Source organism: Piscinibacter gummiphilus (assembly GCF_032681285.1).
Lineage (GTDB): Bacteria > Pseudomonadota > Gammaproteobacteria > Burkholderiales > Burkholderiaceae_C > Rhizobacter > Rhizobacter gummiphilus_A.
Genome location: NZ_CP136336.1, coordinates 236,068 through 249,830 on the forward strand (window position 1 = coordinate 236,068; position 13,763 = coordinate 249,830).

Below are 13,763 nucleotides of genomic sequence, written 5' to 3' on the forward strand. Positions count from 1 at the left end.
AGCGAGATCACGTCAGTTCGGTGCGCAGTGCTCTTGCGGCTTCCACCATGTGCCGCAGGGCACCGCGTGTCTCTTCCCATCCGCGGGTCTTCAGGCCGCAGTCGGGGTTGACCCAGAGGCGGTCGTCGGGAATCACCTCGCGGGCCTTGCGCAGCAGGGCCAGCATCTCATTCGCATCGGGCACGCGTGGCGAGTGGATGTCGTAGACGCCGGGGCCGATCTCGTTGGGGTAGGCGAAGTCGCCGAAGCCGCGCAGCAGCTCCATCTGCGAGCGCGAGGTTTCGATGGTGATGACGTCGGCGTCCATCGCGGCGATCGACGGCAGGATGTCGTTGAACTCCGAATAGCACATGTGGGTGTGGATCTGCGTGTCGTCGCGCACGCCGCTCGCGCTGATGCGGAAGGCGCGGGCGGCCCACTCGAGGTAGGTCGCCCAATCGGCGCGACGCAGCGGCAAGCCTTCGCGGAAGGCCGGCTCGTCGATCTGGATCACGGCGATGCCGGCGGCTTCGAGGTCGTTGACCTCGTCGCGCAGCGCGAGCGCGAGTTGCAGCGCCACCTGCTCGCGTGGCAGGTCGTCACGCACGAAAGACCATTGCAGCATCGTCACCGGGCCGGTGAGCATGCCCTTCATCCAGCGCTTCGTGAGGCCTTGGGCGTAGCGTGTCCACTCGACCGTCATCGGCACCGGGCGGGCCACGTCGCCGAAGAGCACCGGCGGTTTCACGCAGCGCGAGCCGTAGCTCTGCACCCAGCCGTTGTCGGTGAAGGCATAGCCCGAGAGCTGCTCGCCGAAGTACTCGACCATGTCGTTGCGCTCGGCTTCGCCGTGCACCAGCACGTCCAGGCCCAGCGCTTCCTGCTCGCGCACGGCCTGGCCGATCGCCTCCTGCATCTGCTCGCGGTACAGCGCCTCGCGCAGCTCTCCGCGCTTGAAGCGGGCGCGGGCGACGCGGATCTCGTTGGTCTGCGGGAAGGAGCCGATGGTGGTGGTGGGGAAGGCCGGCAGCTTGAGGCGCGCGCGTTGCTGCACGCGGCGCTCGGCATAGGCGTGCTGACGCTCGGCGTCGGCAGCCTGCAGCGCGGACACGCGGGCGCGCACCGCGGGCTGCTGCACCTGCGGGCTGCTGCGGCGTGAGCGCTGGGCGGCGTCGCTCTCGGCGAGCGCTGTCTCCTCTGCGGCCTCGCCGTCCTGCAATGCGCGCTTCAAGGTGCCGAGTTCGGCCAGCTTCTGCACCGAGAACGCGAGCCAGCGCCTGACCTGCGGGTCGAGCCGCGTCTCAGGGGCGAGGTCGACCGGGCAGTGCAGCAGCGAGCAGCTCGGCGCGAGCCACAAGCGCTGTCCCCAGCGGGCGTGCAGGGGTTTCAGCTGCACCAGCACGGCGCGCAGGTCGGCGCGCCAGATGTTGCGCCCGTCGATCACGCCGGCCGACAGCACCTTGTCGCGTGGCCACAGGCGCAGCGCCGCGGCCGCCTGATGTGGGGCGCGCACCAGGTCGAGGTGCAGGCCGTGGATGGGCAATGTCGCCAGCGTTGGCAGATGCGCTTCGATCGATTCGAAGTAGGTCGCGAGCAGGATGCGAAGGTGCGCCGGGGCCAGCGTGCGGTAGACGTGGGGCAGCGCGTCCACCCACGCCGGTGGTAGGTCGAGCGCGAGCACGGGCTCGTCGATCTGCACCCAGGCCACGGCGCGGGCTTCGAGTGCGGCGAGCAGTTGCTGGTAGATCGGGAGCAGTCGCGGCAGCAACGCAAGTTTGGCCTCGGCTTCATCGCTTCCCTCGGGCACGCCGTGGATCTTCGAGAGCCACAGGAAGGTCAGCGGCCCGATCAGCACCGCCTTCGGGGTGAAGCTGCGGTTCTCGACCTCGCGCACCGCGTCGAGCAGGCCTTGCGCGTGCAGGCTGAAGTCCTGGTCGGGCGACAGCTCGGGCACGAGGAAGTGGTAGTTGGTGTCGAACCACTTGGTCATCTCCATCGCGCCCTGTGCGGCATTGCCGCGGGCGAGCGCGAAGTACTCGGCCAGCCCGATCCGGCCCGGCGTGAAGCCGAAGCGTTGTGGCACCGCGCCGAACATGAGCGCGTGGTCGAGCATGGTGTCGTAGAGCGAGAAGTCGCCGGTGGTGGCGAAGTCGAGCCCCGCGTGCCGCTGCAGCAGCCAGTGGCGGGTGCGCAGCTCCTGCGCCATCTGCGGCAGCACCTCGGGTTGCGACTCGCCGCGCCAGTGGCGTTCGAGGGCGAACTTCAGTTCGCGTTGTGCGCCGATGCGCGGAAAGCCCAGGGTGTGCGTCTTCATGCCGATCTCGTGGAATCAAAGAGAGTCGGGATGCTAGGAACGCGACGCATATGATTCAAGCGAAAGAATTTCACCGATCGCTTGAAAAGCATTCATACCCCATGCCCACACTCCTCGAACTGCGCCACCTGCGCACCCTCGCCGTGCTGATGGATGCCCCCTCGCTGAGTGCAGCCGCCGAGCGCTTGCACCTCACGCAGTCGGCGCTGTCGCATCAGTTGAAACTGCTGGAGGGCGTGTACGAACTCGAACTGCTGGAGCGCCGCACGCAGCCGGTGCGGCTCACGCCGGCGGGCCTGCGCCTCGCGCAGCTGGGCCTGCAGGTGATGGATGCGGTGCAGGCCGCCGAGCGCGACCTCGCCAACATGGCCGGCGGCAGCGCCGGGCCGCTGCGCATCGCGGTGGAGTGCCACACCTGCTTCGACTGGCTGATGCCCGCGATGGACGCCTTCCGCCCGCACTGGCCCGAGGTCGAGCTCGACATCGTCTCGGGCTTCCACGCCGACCCGGTGGGCCTGGTGGTGAGCGACCGCGCCGAGCTGGCGATCACCTCCGAGGTCGACGACAGCAGCGGCATCGAGTTCGTGCCGCTCTTCCAGTACCCGATGGTCGCGGTGATGGCCAACGACCACCGGCTCACCGCCCGCACGCACCTCACGCCGAAAGACTTCGCGGGCGAGACGCTGATCCACTACCCCGTGCCCGACAGCCTGCTCGACATCATGCGGGTGCTCGCCCCCGCAGGCGTGAACCCGACACGCCGTACCTCGGAGCTCACGGTGGCCATCCTGCAACTCGTGGCCAGCCGCCGCGGCATCGCGGTGCTGCCGAGCTGGAGCGTGCAGCCCTACGTGGAGCGCGGCTACGTCAGCACACGGCCGGTGGGCAAGCGCAGCTTGATGTCGCGCCTGCATGCGGCGCACAAGGCCGGCCTGTCGCAGCGGCCCTACGTGCGCGCCTTCGTGGAGACCTTGCGCGACACCAGCTTCCAGCTGCTGCCCGGTCTCGTGCGCCTCTAGGTCGACAGAGCCAGGGCGGGCCGCCGCCCCATCTGCCGCAGGAAGCGGAAGTGCGAGCCCACCGCTTCGCGCACCGTGCCGAAGCAGCGGTAGGGCACGCCGTACTCCGCGCAGGTCTCGCGGACGATGCGGTGGAGCGCCGGGTAGTGCACATGGCTCACGTGGTGGAAGAGGTGGTGCTCCACCTGGAAGTTGAGGCCGCCCATGTAGAAGGTGGCGAGCCGGTTGCGCGGTGCGAAGTCGGCGGTGGTCTGCACCTGGTGCGTGGCCCAGTCGGTGGCCATGCGGCCGTTGGCCGGGTCGGGCTGCGGGAACTCCAGGTCTTCGACGATGTGCGCGAGCTGGAAGACGAGGCTCAATGTCAGCCCGAAGAGCGCGTGGATGCCGAAGAAGACCAGCAGCACCAGCCACGCCGGGTGGAAGAGCATCGGGATCACCAGGGCATAGGTGACGTAGAAGGCCTTGGTGGCGAGGAAGTAGGCCACGTCGGTCCACTTGCGCGGCAGCAGCGGCGTGTGGCCGATGCGGCCGGTCACGAGCTTGTGCCAGTCGGAATAGATGGCGAGGTAGAGGGTGAGCAGGCTGTACAGCAGCGGGGCGTACCAGTGCTGCACGCGGTGCCACGGGTGCCACGGCTGCTGCGGGCTCAGGCGCAGCAGGCGGCCCAGCGCCAGGTCGTCGTCCTTGCCGTCGATGTTGGTGTAGGTGTGGTGCAGCTGGTTGTGCTTCTGGCGCCACAGCAGGGCGCTGGAGCCGATGAAGTCCATCGACGCGCCGGCCAGGCGGTTGACCCAGGTGCGGCGCGAGTAGCTGCCGTGCGCGCCGTCGTGCATCACGTTGAAGGCGATCAGCACGTAGCCTTGCACCATGCCGAGGGCCGCCAGCAGGAGACCCCAGCCGCTCTGCACCCACCAGATGGCACTCACATAACTGCCTATCAAAAGGGCATAGGAGAAGACGGTCTTGGCGAAGAGGCGCCAGTCTCCGCGCTCGCTGCGGCCGGTGCTCGTGAAATACGCGGCGACGCGCGACTTGAGGGCATCGGCAAAGGGCGCACGTGGCGCGAAGCTGATGCGGGGAACACTGAGGGTGGTCATGCGGATCGGCGCGTGCGCCGAGGTGGTCGGGTCGGAGCGGGATTCTGCCCGGTCCGACCCTTACCGCCGCCACCCCCATGCGGGTTGCTTGACCCGCATCATCGGCGGGCCGTCGGGTGCGTCATTTGATCGGCGTGTAGTGCACCGGCACGAACACGTAGCCCTTGCCGTCGGCGCGCAGATGGCCGATGCCGGGGAAGGGCAGGTGCGCGCTGGCCACCCAGTAGCCGCCCTTGGCCGCATCGGCGAACGCCTTCTTGCGCTGCGCCATCGCCGCCTTGCTGTCGCTGTCGAACTGGATCGTGACCTCGGGTTTCGGGAACTGCACCGCCGCCACGTGCATCAGGTCACCCCACAGCACGAGCTTCTGGCCCTTGGACTCGACCGCGTAGACCGCGTGGCCCGGCGTGTGGCCGTGTGCGGCGATCGCCTTCATGCCCGGCACGATCTCGGTGTTGCCCTCGAAGGTCTTGAACTTGCCGGCCGCCACGTAGGGGTTGAGCGTCATCTGCGCGCCCTGGAAGAACATCTTCATCTGCTCGGGCGCCTTGGCCAGGTTCTCGGCGCTGAGCCAGAAGTCGGCGTCGTGCTGGTCGGCCATCACGGTGGCGTTGGGGAAGGCGATCTTGCCGCCCTGGATCAGGCCGCCGATGTGGTCGCCATGCATGTGCGTGATGACCACCACGTCGACCTGCTCGGGCTGGTAGCCCGAGGCCTTGAGGTTGGCGTGCAGCTGGTCGAGGCCGGGGCCGAAGAGTGCGGCCGCGCCGGCGTCGATCAGCACCAGCTTGCTGCCGGTGTTGACCAGGTAGGCGTTGACCGAGGTCGGCACCGTGTCGCTCAGGAACGACTTGGCCAGGAGCCGGCTCACGTCTTTCGGCTTGGTGTTGGTCAGGAGCTTCTGCGGCTCGAGGTTGATGACGCCGTCGAGCAGCGCGGTGACCTCGATGTCGCCGATCATCAGGCGGTACCAGCCGGGGGCCTGGGTCTTGACCTGCGGCGCCTCGGCGTGGGCGGCGGTCGAGAGCAGCAGGGCGCCGGCGAAGGCGGCCACGGCGCGGCGAAGTGATCGTGCAATCGTCATGGGAGTCCCTCTTGGTGTTGTGAGTGGGGACGCGAGCATAGGCGCGGCGCGTTAAACCGCATTCATGACAGGGAATGCTCAGACCCCTGCTTTGGCCAGCACCACCACCGACACGCCTTGCGCTGCGGCCAGGGCATCGGCGTTCTGGTACGAATGCGGCAGGTTGCCCGGGAAGGCCAGTACTTCACCCGCTGCCAGCGGGTAGCGCTCGCCGGCCACGCTGATCACCACCTGGCCGTGCAGGCAGGTGAAGAACTCCCGCGTGCCCGGCAGGTGCGGCGTGCCGGCCATCACCGCGCCCGGGGCGAAGTCCATCACCTCCATCATCTCGTCGGGCACGGGCTCGGGCACCAGCTCGCGGATGGTGACGCCGCGCCCTTTCTGCCGCTTCGCCACCTCGGCGGCCGACCAGTGCCGCACCAGCGCGCGCGGCGAGGCCAGCAGCTCGTCGATCGGCACGCCGAGCGCGCCGGCCACCTTCACCAGCACCGCGAGCGACGGGTTGCCTTCGCCGGACTCCAGGTTGGCGATCGTCGACCGCGGCACGGAGGCGGCCTTGGCCAGCTGCTCCTGCGTCAACGAGCGCGTGTGACGCAGGCCGGCGAGGTTGCGGGCGAGGTGGGCAGGAATCGAAGACGGGTCGTCGGCCGGCATGGTGGGCTGCATTGTCCATTCGAAGGCCGGCTTGCCAATCGGATGGACAAGACGCTCGTCGCGCAGGGCACGGCTGCCTATCGTGCAGCCCATCGACACCTCGAAAGCCACACCATGCACCACTCCTCTCTTCAAGACCTGCAGGATCTTCGAGTGGCCGTCACCGGCGGCACCTCGGGCCTCGGCCTCGCGCTCGTGCGCGAGCTGCACGCGGCGGGCGCCCACGTCGCCTTCGTCGCCCGCACGCCCGGGCGTGTGGCCGACGTGGCGCGCAGCCTGCCGGGCACGCACGGGCTCGTCGGCGACATCACCCGCAAGGACGACATCTACCCGCTCGCGCTGCAGATCACCGCCGCACTCGACGGGCTCGACGTGCTGGTGAACAACGCCTCGCACCTCGGCCCGGTGCCGCTGGCCTTGCTGGCCGACACCGACTGCGAAGACCTGGAGGCGGCGCTGGCCGCCAACCTGCTCGGCCCCTTCCGCCTCACCAAGGCGCTGCTGGGGTCACTGCGTGCCTCGGCGCGCGATGGCCGGCCGGCCACCGTCGTCAACATCACGAGCGACGCCGCCGCCACGCCCTACCCCGGCTGGGGCGCCTACGGCGCGAGCAAGGCTGCGCTCGCGCACCTGAGCCGCATCTGGCACGAAGAGCTGCGCGAGCACGGCGTGCGCATGCTGGCGCTCGACCCGGGCGACATGGACACACCTTTCCACGCGCTCGCCCTGCCCGACTCCGACCCCGCCGCCCTCAAGCGGCCCGTTGATGCGGCGCGCGAGATCCTGCACCACCTGATCGACAAGGAGCCTGCATGACACCCGCCACCACCCCGGTGCAACGCCCACGCGATGCGCGCCTGCTGGTCGTCGACGGCCAAGGCCGGCTGAACCACGCCGCCCGCAGCGCATTGCCGCGCTTCCTGCGCGCAGGCGACCTGCTCGTGGCCAACGACGCGGCCACGCTGCCTGCCAGCCTGCACGGCCTGCACCTGCCCACCGGCGAGGTGATCGAGGTGCGCCTCGCCGGCCGCCGCTCGCTGGCGGTCGACGACGTGCACGAGTTCACCGCCATCGTCTTCGGCGCTGGCGACCACCGCACCCGAACCGAAGACCGCCCTTTGCCGCCGCCCCTGAAACCCGGAGACCGGCTCGCGCTCGGCCCGCTGCGCGCGCAGGTGCTGCGGCTGCTCGACCACCCGCGCCTCATCGCGCTGCACTTCGAGGGCACGCCCGATGCCATCTGGGCCGGCCTCGCGCGCCACGGCAAGCCGGTGCAATACGCCCACGTGCCGCAGGCGCTGGCGCTGTGGGACGTGTGGACCCGCGTGGCCGCGCTCCCCGTCGCCTTCGAGCCGCCCTCGGCCGGTTTCCTGCTCGACTGGGGCCTGCTGCACACGCTGCGCGACCAAGGGGTGGGTTTCGCCACGCTGACACACGCGGCCGGCTTGTCGTCGACCGGCGACGACACGCTCGATGCGCGCCTGCCCTTCGACGAGCCCTATCACCTGCCCGCTGCCACCGTGCAGGCGATCCACGCCACGCGTGCAGAGGGAGGCCGCGTCATCGCGCTCGGCACCACCGTCACACGCGCGCTCGAACATGCGGCCCGCCGCGGCACCTTGCGCGCCGGCCCCGGTGTGGCCACCCAGCGCCTCGGCCCGCAGAGCTTCGGCTGGCTGCAGGTGGTCGACGCCATCGTCACCGGCACGCACGAGCCGGGCTCCAGTCACCATGGGCTGCTGCACGCGTTTGCCCCGGCGGCGCTGCTGCAGCAGGTCGACCGCAGCCTCGAGGCGGGCGGATACCGCACGCACGAGTTTGGGGACTCCGTGCTGATTGAGCGACAGCCGGTGCGCAGGGCAGAACCCGCGTCGAGTCGCGCCATATCGCACGCGGCGTGACGCGGCGCGGGGTTTCCCGGGAGCCGCGCGCTTCGGCGGGGCAGGAATAATCCGGCCATACCGACATCTCGAAATCCGGAGTTCTCATGCGTGCTGCCCTTGCCCGCCCGTTAGCCGCCTTCGTGACCAGCCTGGTGCTGACGCTGGGTGCTGCGCAGGCGCAAAACACATCCACCAAATTCGAAACGACCACGGTGGTCGCAGGCACACCGCTCATCCTCAATGGTTCCGGCACGCGCCACCGCGCGGTGTTCAAGGTCTACGACATGGCGCTCTACACCGCCAAGAAGGTGAGCAAGGTCGACGAGCTGCTCGCGCTGCCCGGGCCGAAGCGGCTCAACTTCGTGGCGCTGCGCGAGCTGCCCAGCACCGAGCTCGGCCGCCTCTTCCTCAAGGGCATGGGCGAGAACTCGTCGAAAGACCTGATGACCAAGCACGCACTGGCCTCCACGCGGCTGATCGAGGTCTTCTCGGCCAAGGCCAAGCTGATGCCGGGCGACTCGTTCGCGATGGAATTCGTGCCCGGCAAGGGCACGCAGTTCTTCATCACCGGCAAGGCCCAGGGCGAACCCGTGGGCGACGCCGAGTTCTTCTCGATGATCCTGAAGATCTGGGTCGGCCCCTCGCCCGCCGACAACCTGCTGAGAGACGCGCTGCTCGGCGGCTGAGGCCGCCCCGCTCAGTCCACCGGCGGCGCCAGCAGCGCACGCACCGCTGCCAGCGAAAACGGCTTGGGCAGCACTCCCGCCGTCTGCAGGCCCATTGCCCGCGCTTCGTCGAGCGCTTCGTCGAGCTCACCGGCGCCGAGGCCGCTCGAGACGATCACCTTCGCGCGGCATCCCGCGTCGGCCAGCCGGCGCAGCACCTCCTGGCCGGAGATGTCGGGCATCAGCAGGTCGACCGCCACATGCGTGGGGTGCCAGTCGGCGAGGGTTTGGAAGAAGGTGTGAACGTGCTCGCACCATCGTGCCTCGACGCCCGCGCTCTTGGCCGCCATCTGCAGGATCTGGCCCACCGCGGGGTCGTCGTCGAGGATCAACAGTCGTCCATCGGGCATCGGGCAAGACCTCTGTCGGATACAGCCACTGGCGCGGTCGGCGCTTATGATCCGCCGCAACTTCGCCCTCGGCGCACCCGCTGCCGCAAGGCCGAAGCAGCATAGCAGCGCACACCGCACGCACAGACAGCAGGGAGAACCATGAGCATCCGAACCCGGCTGTTGCTGCTCACGTTGTTGGCCACCGCCCTGCCCGCCCTGCTCGCGCTCGCCCGCTTCTTCCACGACCGCGACCGCGCCGTCGAAGCCGACACCGCCGTGCTCGTGGCCTTCGCGCAGCGGCGCAGCGAGACGATGGTCGACCGCATCCAGGGCACGGCCCAGCTGCTCTACGGCCTGGGCCGCGCACGCGACCTGCAGACCGACGACCGCGATGCGTGCTCGGCCTTCCTCTCCAACGTGCGCGAGACCTACCCGCAGTACACCGGCATCCTCACGATCAAGCCCGATGGCCGGCTCTTCTGCGACTCGCTGCGCACCGGCCGCGACCTCGACCTGCGTGACCGCGCCTACTTCAAGGCTGCGCTCGCATCGCGTGACGACAAGGTGCTGCTCGAGCCGACCTTCGGCCGCCTGACCGGCGTGGCCGTGCTGCAGATCGCCTACCCCGTGCGCGCGGCCGACGGGGCGCTGCAGTTCGTGCTGCTCGCCTCGCTCAACCTGCAGAAGCTCTTCGACGGCGACACGCCGCCGCTGCCCGGCGCGAGCCTGATGCTCTTCGACCGCAAGGGCGCGGTCTACGCCCGCTCGCATGGCCCCGATGCGGTGTTGCCCGAAGGGGCCTCGCTCGCCGGCACCGCGCTGCACCAGTTCGCTGCCCAGCACGCCGGGGTGGCCAGCGGCGAGCTGGCCGACACCGCCGGCCATGCGCACGTGTGGGCCCTGGCCGACAGCGCCCCCTTGCAGGGCACCGGCCTGCGCATCGCGGCCGGTGCCCCCAAGAGCAGCCTGCTGGCCAGCGCCAACCGCCGCTTTGGGCAGGACATCTCGCTGCTGGCCGGGCTCGCGCTGGTGCTGTTTCTCGTCGTGTGGTTCTTCGCCGAGATCGTGCTGCGCCGGCAGATCGTGCGCAGCACGCGCATGGCGCGCCAGCTCGCCGAGGGCGACCTGAGCGCCCGCATCGCCCCGCCGCTGCCGCGCGGCGAGCTGGGCGAGCTGATGACGCGGCTCAACCAGGCGGCCGAGTCGCTGCAGCACCAGCACGACGACATCAGCACGCTCAACGCGCGGCTGATGCAGTCGCAGCGGCTCGAAGCCGTGGGCCAGCTCACCGGCGGCGTGGCGCACGACTTCAACAACCTGCTCACCGTGGTGATGGGCAATGCCGAGCTGCTGGCCGAGCAGGCGGGCGACAACGTCGAACAACGCCAGCTCGCCGAGATGATCGTCGGCGCCGCGCAGCGCGGGGCCGCGCTCACGCAGCAGCTGCTCGCCTTCGCACGCAAGCAGGCGCTGAGCCCCAAGCCGCTCGACGTCAACCAGCTCATCGCGCAGATGGACTCGATGCTGCGCCGCACGCTCGGCGAGCACATCGAGATCGAACTCATCCGCGCGGCCGGCCTGTGGCAGGGCATGGTCGACCAGGGCCAGCTCGAGAACGCGCTGCTCAACCTGTGCCTGAACGCGCGCGACGCCATGCCCAAGGGCGGCCGCCTCACCATCGAGACGGCCAACACCGTGCTCGACCAGGCCTACGCCGACAGCCACCCCGAGGTGAAGCCGGGCCAGTACGTGATGCTGGCCGTGTCCGACACCGGCCAGGGCATCTCGCCCGAGCACCTCGAACTCGTCTTCCAGCCCTTCTTCACCACCAAGGAAAAGGGCAAGGGCACGGGCCTCGGCCTCGCGATGGTCTACGGCTTCGTCAAGCAGTCGGCCGGGCACATCAACATCTATTCCGAGCAGGGGCACGGCACCGCCGTCAAGCTCTACCTGCCGCGGGCGCTCTACACCCAGGCCGGCAGCCCCGAGACCCACGATCGCGTCATGCCCACCGGCGGCAAGGAAAGCATCCTCGTGGTCGAAGACGACGAGATGGTGCGCCGCTACGCCTGCCAGCAGCTGCGTTCGCTCGGCTACCGGGTGATCGACATGGACAACGGTGCCGATGCGCTCGCCCACATCGAGCAGCACGACAACATCGACCTGCTCTTCACCGATGTCGTCATGCCGGGCGGCATGAACGGCCGCGCCCTGGCCGACGCGGCGCGCAAGCTGCGCCCCGGCCTGCGCGTGCTCTACACCTCGGGCTACACCGAAAACGCGATCGTCCACCACGGCCGGCTCGACCCGGGCGTGCAGCTGCTGGCCAAGCCCTACCGGCTGGTCGAGCTGGCGCGGGCCGTGCGCTCGGCGCTGGGGCAGGCGACGACGGCCTAGCCTTCGTCGTCCGAGAGCGGCAGCCGCTCCAGCAGCACCGCGTAGTCGCGGTAGCCCATGCGGCGCCAGAAGGCGAGCGCGCGGGCGTTGCCGGCGAGCACATCGACGGTGAGGCGCTTGTCGGGCCAGCGCTCGAAGACGCTCAGCATCAGGTGGCGCGCCACGCCCTGGCGGCGGTGCTCGCGCTGCACGAAGATCTGGCGCAGGTAGACGCAGTCGGGCTCGTCGCGCCACAGCACGTAGGCCACCAGGTCGTCGCCGTCGAAGCCGAGCAGCGCTTCATAACCCTCGTCGGCCAGCCAGCGGCGCATGCGCTCGACCAGCTCGTCGACCCCCATCGGGTTGCGGTGGCCCTCGTCCCGGATCAGCAGGTGGTTCAGGCGCCCGAGCACCGCGGCATCGGCCACGGTGGCTGCGCGGAAGCACAGAGACTCTTCAACCATGCGGCCGATCCTAGCCAGTGAGCCCGCACTTGCGCCCTTCGGGTCTACCCCAGAAGGATATTCATGCGCCCGTCATCGGCGCTGGAACTTGAACACCGCCACGCTGGCCATGAGGTTCGGGAAGCGGCGCACCACCTCGCCGTTCTGGATGCCGAAGCCGTCGAGCACCTCGAAGCCGTCCTTGCGCAGCAGCACCTCGCAGTCGGTGTAGGTGCCGACGCGGATGTTGGGGGTGTCGTACCACTGGTAGGGCAGCGCTTTCGTCACCGGCATGCGGCCGGTGGCCACGCGCAGGCGGTTGGGCCAGTGCGCGAAGTTGGGAAAGCTCATGACCCCCACACGCCCCACGCGGGCCGTCTCGCGCAAGAGGCGCTCGGTGTGGCGCAGGTGCTGCATCGTCTCCAGCTGCAGCACCACGTCGAAGCTCTGGTCTTCGAAGATCGCGAGGCCGTCTTCCAGGTTGAGCTGGATGACGTTGACGCCGCGCTGCGTGCAGGCGAGCACGTTGGCGTCGTCGATCTCGATGCCGTAGCCGGTGCAGCCGCGCTTGTCGCGCAGGTGGGCGAGCAGCTCGCCGCTGCCGCAGCCGAGGTCGAGCACGCGCGAGCCGGGCGGCACCAGCTCGGCGATCAACTCGATGTCCTTCCTGTCGCTCATGCGCCGACCTCCTTCGCGATGCCATCGAATCGAGCCCGCATCAGTGCGTGGTAGCGCGGGTCGTCGAGCAGGAAGGCGTCGTGCCCGTGCGGTGCGTCGATCTCGGCGTAGCTCACGTCGAAGCGGTTGTGCAGCAGCGCCTTCACGATCTCGCGTGAGCGTGCCGGCGAGAAGCGCCAGTCGGTGGTGAAGCTCACCAGTTGGAACTTGCAGCGGGCGGGCGCGAATGCCGCCGCCAGGTTGCCGCCGTGCTCGCGCGCCGGGTCGAAGTAGTCGAGGGCGCGGGTGATGAGCAGGTAGGTGTTGGCGTCGAAGTACTCGCTGAACTTGTCGCCCTGGTAGCGCAAGTAGCTCTCGATCTCGAACTCGATGTCCTGCGTGCTGTAGGCCGGCTGCTCGCCCTTGAGGCTGCGGCCGAACTTGGCCTCCATCGAGTCGTCCGACAGATACGTGATGTGGCCGATCATGCGTGCCACGCGCAGGCCGCGCTTGGGCACGACGCCGTGCGCGTAGAAGTGGCCGCCGTGGAACTCGGGGTCGGTGATGATGGCGCGGCGCGCCACTTCGTTGAAGGCGATGTTCTGCGCCGAGAGGTTGGGCGCGGTGGCGACTGCGATGCAGTGGCGCACCCGCTGCGGGTGGCGCATGGCCCAGCTGAGCGCCTGCATGCCGCCGAGGCTGCCGCCCAGCACCGCGGCGAGCTGCGTGATGCCCAGGCGGTCGAGCAGACGGGCCTGCGCGTCGACCCAGTCTTCCACCGTGATCACCGGGAAGTCGGCGCCGTAGGGGCGGCCGGTGTCGGGGTTGGTGTGCATCGGGCCGGTGGAGCCGAAGCAGGAGCCGGGGTTGTTGACGCCGATCACGAAGAAGCGGTTCGTGTCGAGCGGCTTGCCGGGGCCGACGAGGTTGTCCCACCAGCCCTCGCTCTTGGCCTGGCCTTCGTAGGTGCCGGCCACGTGGTGCGACGCATTGAGCGCGTGGCACACGAGCACGGCATTGCTCTTGTCGGCATTGAGCGTGCCGTAGGTCTCGTAGGCGAGGGTGTAGTCGCGCAAGGAGGCCCCGCTGCGCAGCGGCAGCGGGTCGGCAAACTGCATTGCCTGAGGTGTCACATGACCGAGTGAAGCTGTCACGTTGTCCTTCGCACCATGAAAAGAAAAAACCCGGTGCCGCCAAAGC

Annotated in this window: 13 protein-coding genes; 5 read left to right on the forward strand and 8 right to left on the reverse strand. The window is 69.3% G+C overall.

All coding sequences use genetic code 11. From position 1 onward, the window contains the following. Positions 1 to 7 precede the first annotated feature (7 nt). The gene (metE, locus tag RXV79_RS01140) at positions 8 to 2,293 is read right to left on the reverse strand and encodes a 5-methyltetrahydropteroyltriglutamate--homocysteine S-methyltransferase (protein WP_316701492.1); all 2,286 of its coding nucleotides are present in this window, start codon (positions 2,291 to 2,293) and stop codon (positions 8 to 10) included. A gap of 101 nt (positions 2,294 to 2,394) precedes the next feature. On the opposite strand from metE, the gene RXV79_RS01145 reads away from it, so the two are divergent. Further along, positions 2,395 to 3,312: a LysR family transcriptional regulator gene (locus RXV79_RS01145; RefSeq protein WP_316701494.1), complete on the forward strand. Its 918-nt coding sequence runs from the start codon at positions 2,395 to 2,397 to the stop codon at positions 3,310 to 3,312. On the opposite strand, the gene RXV79_RS01150 is transcribed toward RXV79_RS01145, so the two are convergent. The 3 genes from RXV79_RS01150 to RXV79_RS01160 form a co-directional block, all read right to left on the reverse strand. Then, complete coding sequence (locus tag RXV79_RS01150) at positions 3,309 to 4,409, reverse strand: fatty acid desaturase family protein (RefSeq protein WP_316701496.1); 1,101 nt, start codon at positions 4,407 to 4,409, stop codon at positions 3,309 to 3,311. The two genes, RXV79_RS01145 and RXV79_RS01150, sit on opposite strands and share 4 nt — an antisense overlap. Before the next feature lie 121 nt (positions 4,410 to 4,530). Further along, positions 4,531 to 5,493: an MBL fold metallo-hydrolase gene (locus RXV79_RS01155; protein WP_316701497.1), complete on the reverse strand. Its 963-nt coding sequence runs from the start codon at positions 5,491 to 5,493 to the stop codon at positions 4,531 to 4,533. 78 nt (positions 5,494 to 5,571) lie between these two features. Further along, entirely contained in the window at positions 5,572 to 6,147 is a 576-nt protein-coding gene (locus RXV79_RS01160; RefSeq protein ID WP_316701498.1) for a helix-turn-helix domain-containing protein, read from the reverse strand. Between the two features lie 114 nt (positions 6,148 to 6,261). Between RXV79_RS01160 and RXV79_RS01165 the strand changes: the two genes are divergently transcribed. The 3 genes from RXV79_RS01165 (at position 6,262) to RXV79_RS01175 (ending at position 8,716) form a co-directional block, all read left to right on the forward strand. Next, complete coding sequence (locus RXV79_RS01165; protein ID WP_316701499.1) at positions 6,262 to 6,963, forward strand: SDR family NAD(P)-dependent oxidoreductase; 702 nt, start codon at positions 6,262 to 6,264, stop codon at positions 6,961 to 6,963. Then, positions 6,960 to 8,048, forward strand: coding sequence for an S-adenosylmethionine:tRNA ribosyltransferase-isomerase (locus tag RXV79_RS01170; protein ID WP_316701501.1), 1,089 nt, complete (start codon positions 6,960 to 6,962; stop codon positions 8,046 to 8,048). Before RXV79_RS01165 ends, RXV79_RS01170 begins: the two co-directional genes overlap by 4 nt. 86 nt (positions 8,049 to 8,134) lie before the next feature. After that, positions 8,135 to 8,716 carry a chalcone isomerase family protein gene (locus RXV79_RS01175; protein ID WP_316701502.1) on the forward strand — a complete coding sequence of 194 codons (582 nt, stop codon included), beginning with the start codon at positions 8,135 to 8,137 and terminating at the stop codon, positions 8,714 to 8,716. An 11-nt stretch (positions 8,717 to 8,727) separates the two neighbouring features. On the opposite strand, the gene RXV79_RS01180 is transcribed toward RXV79_RS01175, so the two are convergent. Continuing rightward, positions 8,728 to 9,105: a response regulator gene (locus RXV79_RS01180; protein WP_316701504.1), complete on the reverse strand. Its 378-nt coding sequence runs from the start codon at positions 9,103 to 9,105 to the stop codon at positions 8,728 to 8,730. A 141-nt stretch (positions 9,106 to 9,246) separates the two neighbouring features. Here RXV79_RS01180 and RXV79_RS01185 point away from each other — a divergent pair, with 141 nt between their 5' ends. Further along, the gene (locus tag RXV79_RS01185; RefSeq protein WP_316701505.1) at positions 9,247 to 11,484 is read left to right on the forward strand and encodes an ATP-binding protein; all 2,238 of its coding nucleotides are present in this window, start codon (positions 9,247 to 9,249) and stop codon (positions 11,482 to 11,484) included. Here the strand turns inward: RXV79_RS01185 and RXV79_RS01190 are convergent. The 3 genes from RXV79_RS01190 to metX form a co-directional block, all read right to left on the reverse strand. Further along, complete coding sequence (locus RXV79_RS01190) at positions 11,481 to 11,927, reverse strand: GNAT family N-acetyltransferase (RefSeq protein ID WP_316701507.1); 447 nt, start codon at positions 11,925 to 11,927, stop codon at positions 11,481 to 11,483. The two genes, RXV79_RS01185 and RXV79_RS01190, sit on opposite strands and share 4 nt — an antisense overlap. Positions 11,928 to 11,999: 72 nt before the next feature. Beyond that, entirely contained in the window at positions 12,000 to 12,584 is a 585-nt protein-coding gene (metW, locus tag RXV79_RS01195; protein WP_296724229.1) for a methionine biosynthesis protein MetW, read from the reverse strand. Then, positions 12,581 to 13,717: a homoserine O-succinyltransferase MetX gene (gene metX / locus RXV79_RS01200; RefSeq protein WP_316701512.1), complete on the reverse strand. Its 1,137-nt coding sequence runs from the start codon at positions 13,715 to 13,717 to the stop codon at positions 12,581 to 12,583. The genes metW and metX overlap by 4 nt, the downstream gene beginning before the upstream one ends. Positions 13,718 to 13,763: the final 46 nt, after the last annotated feature.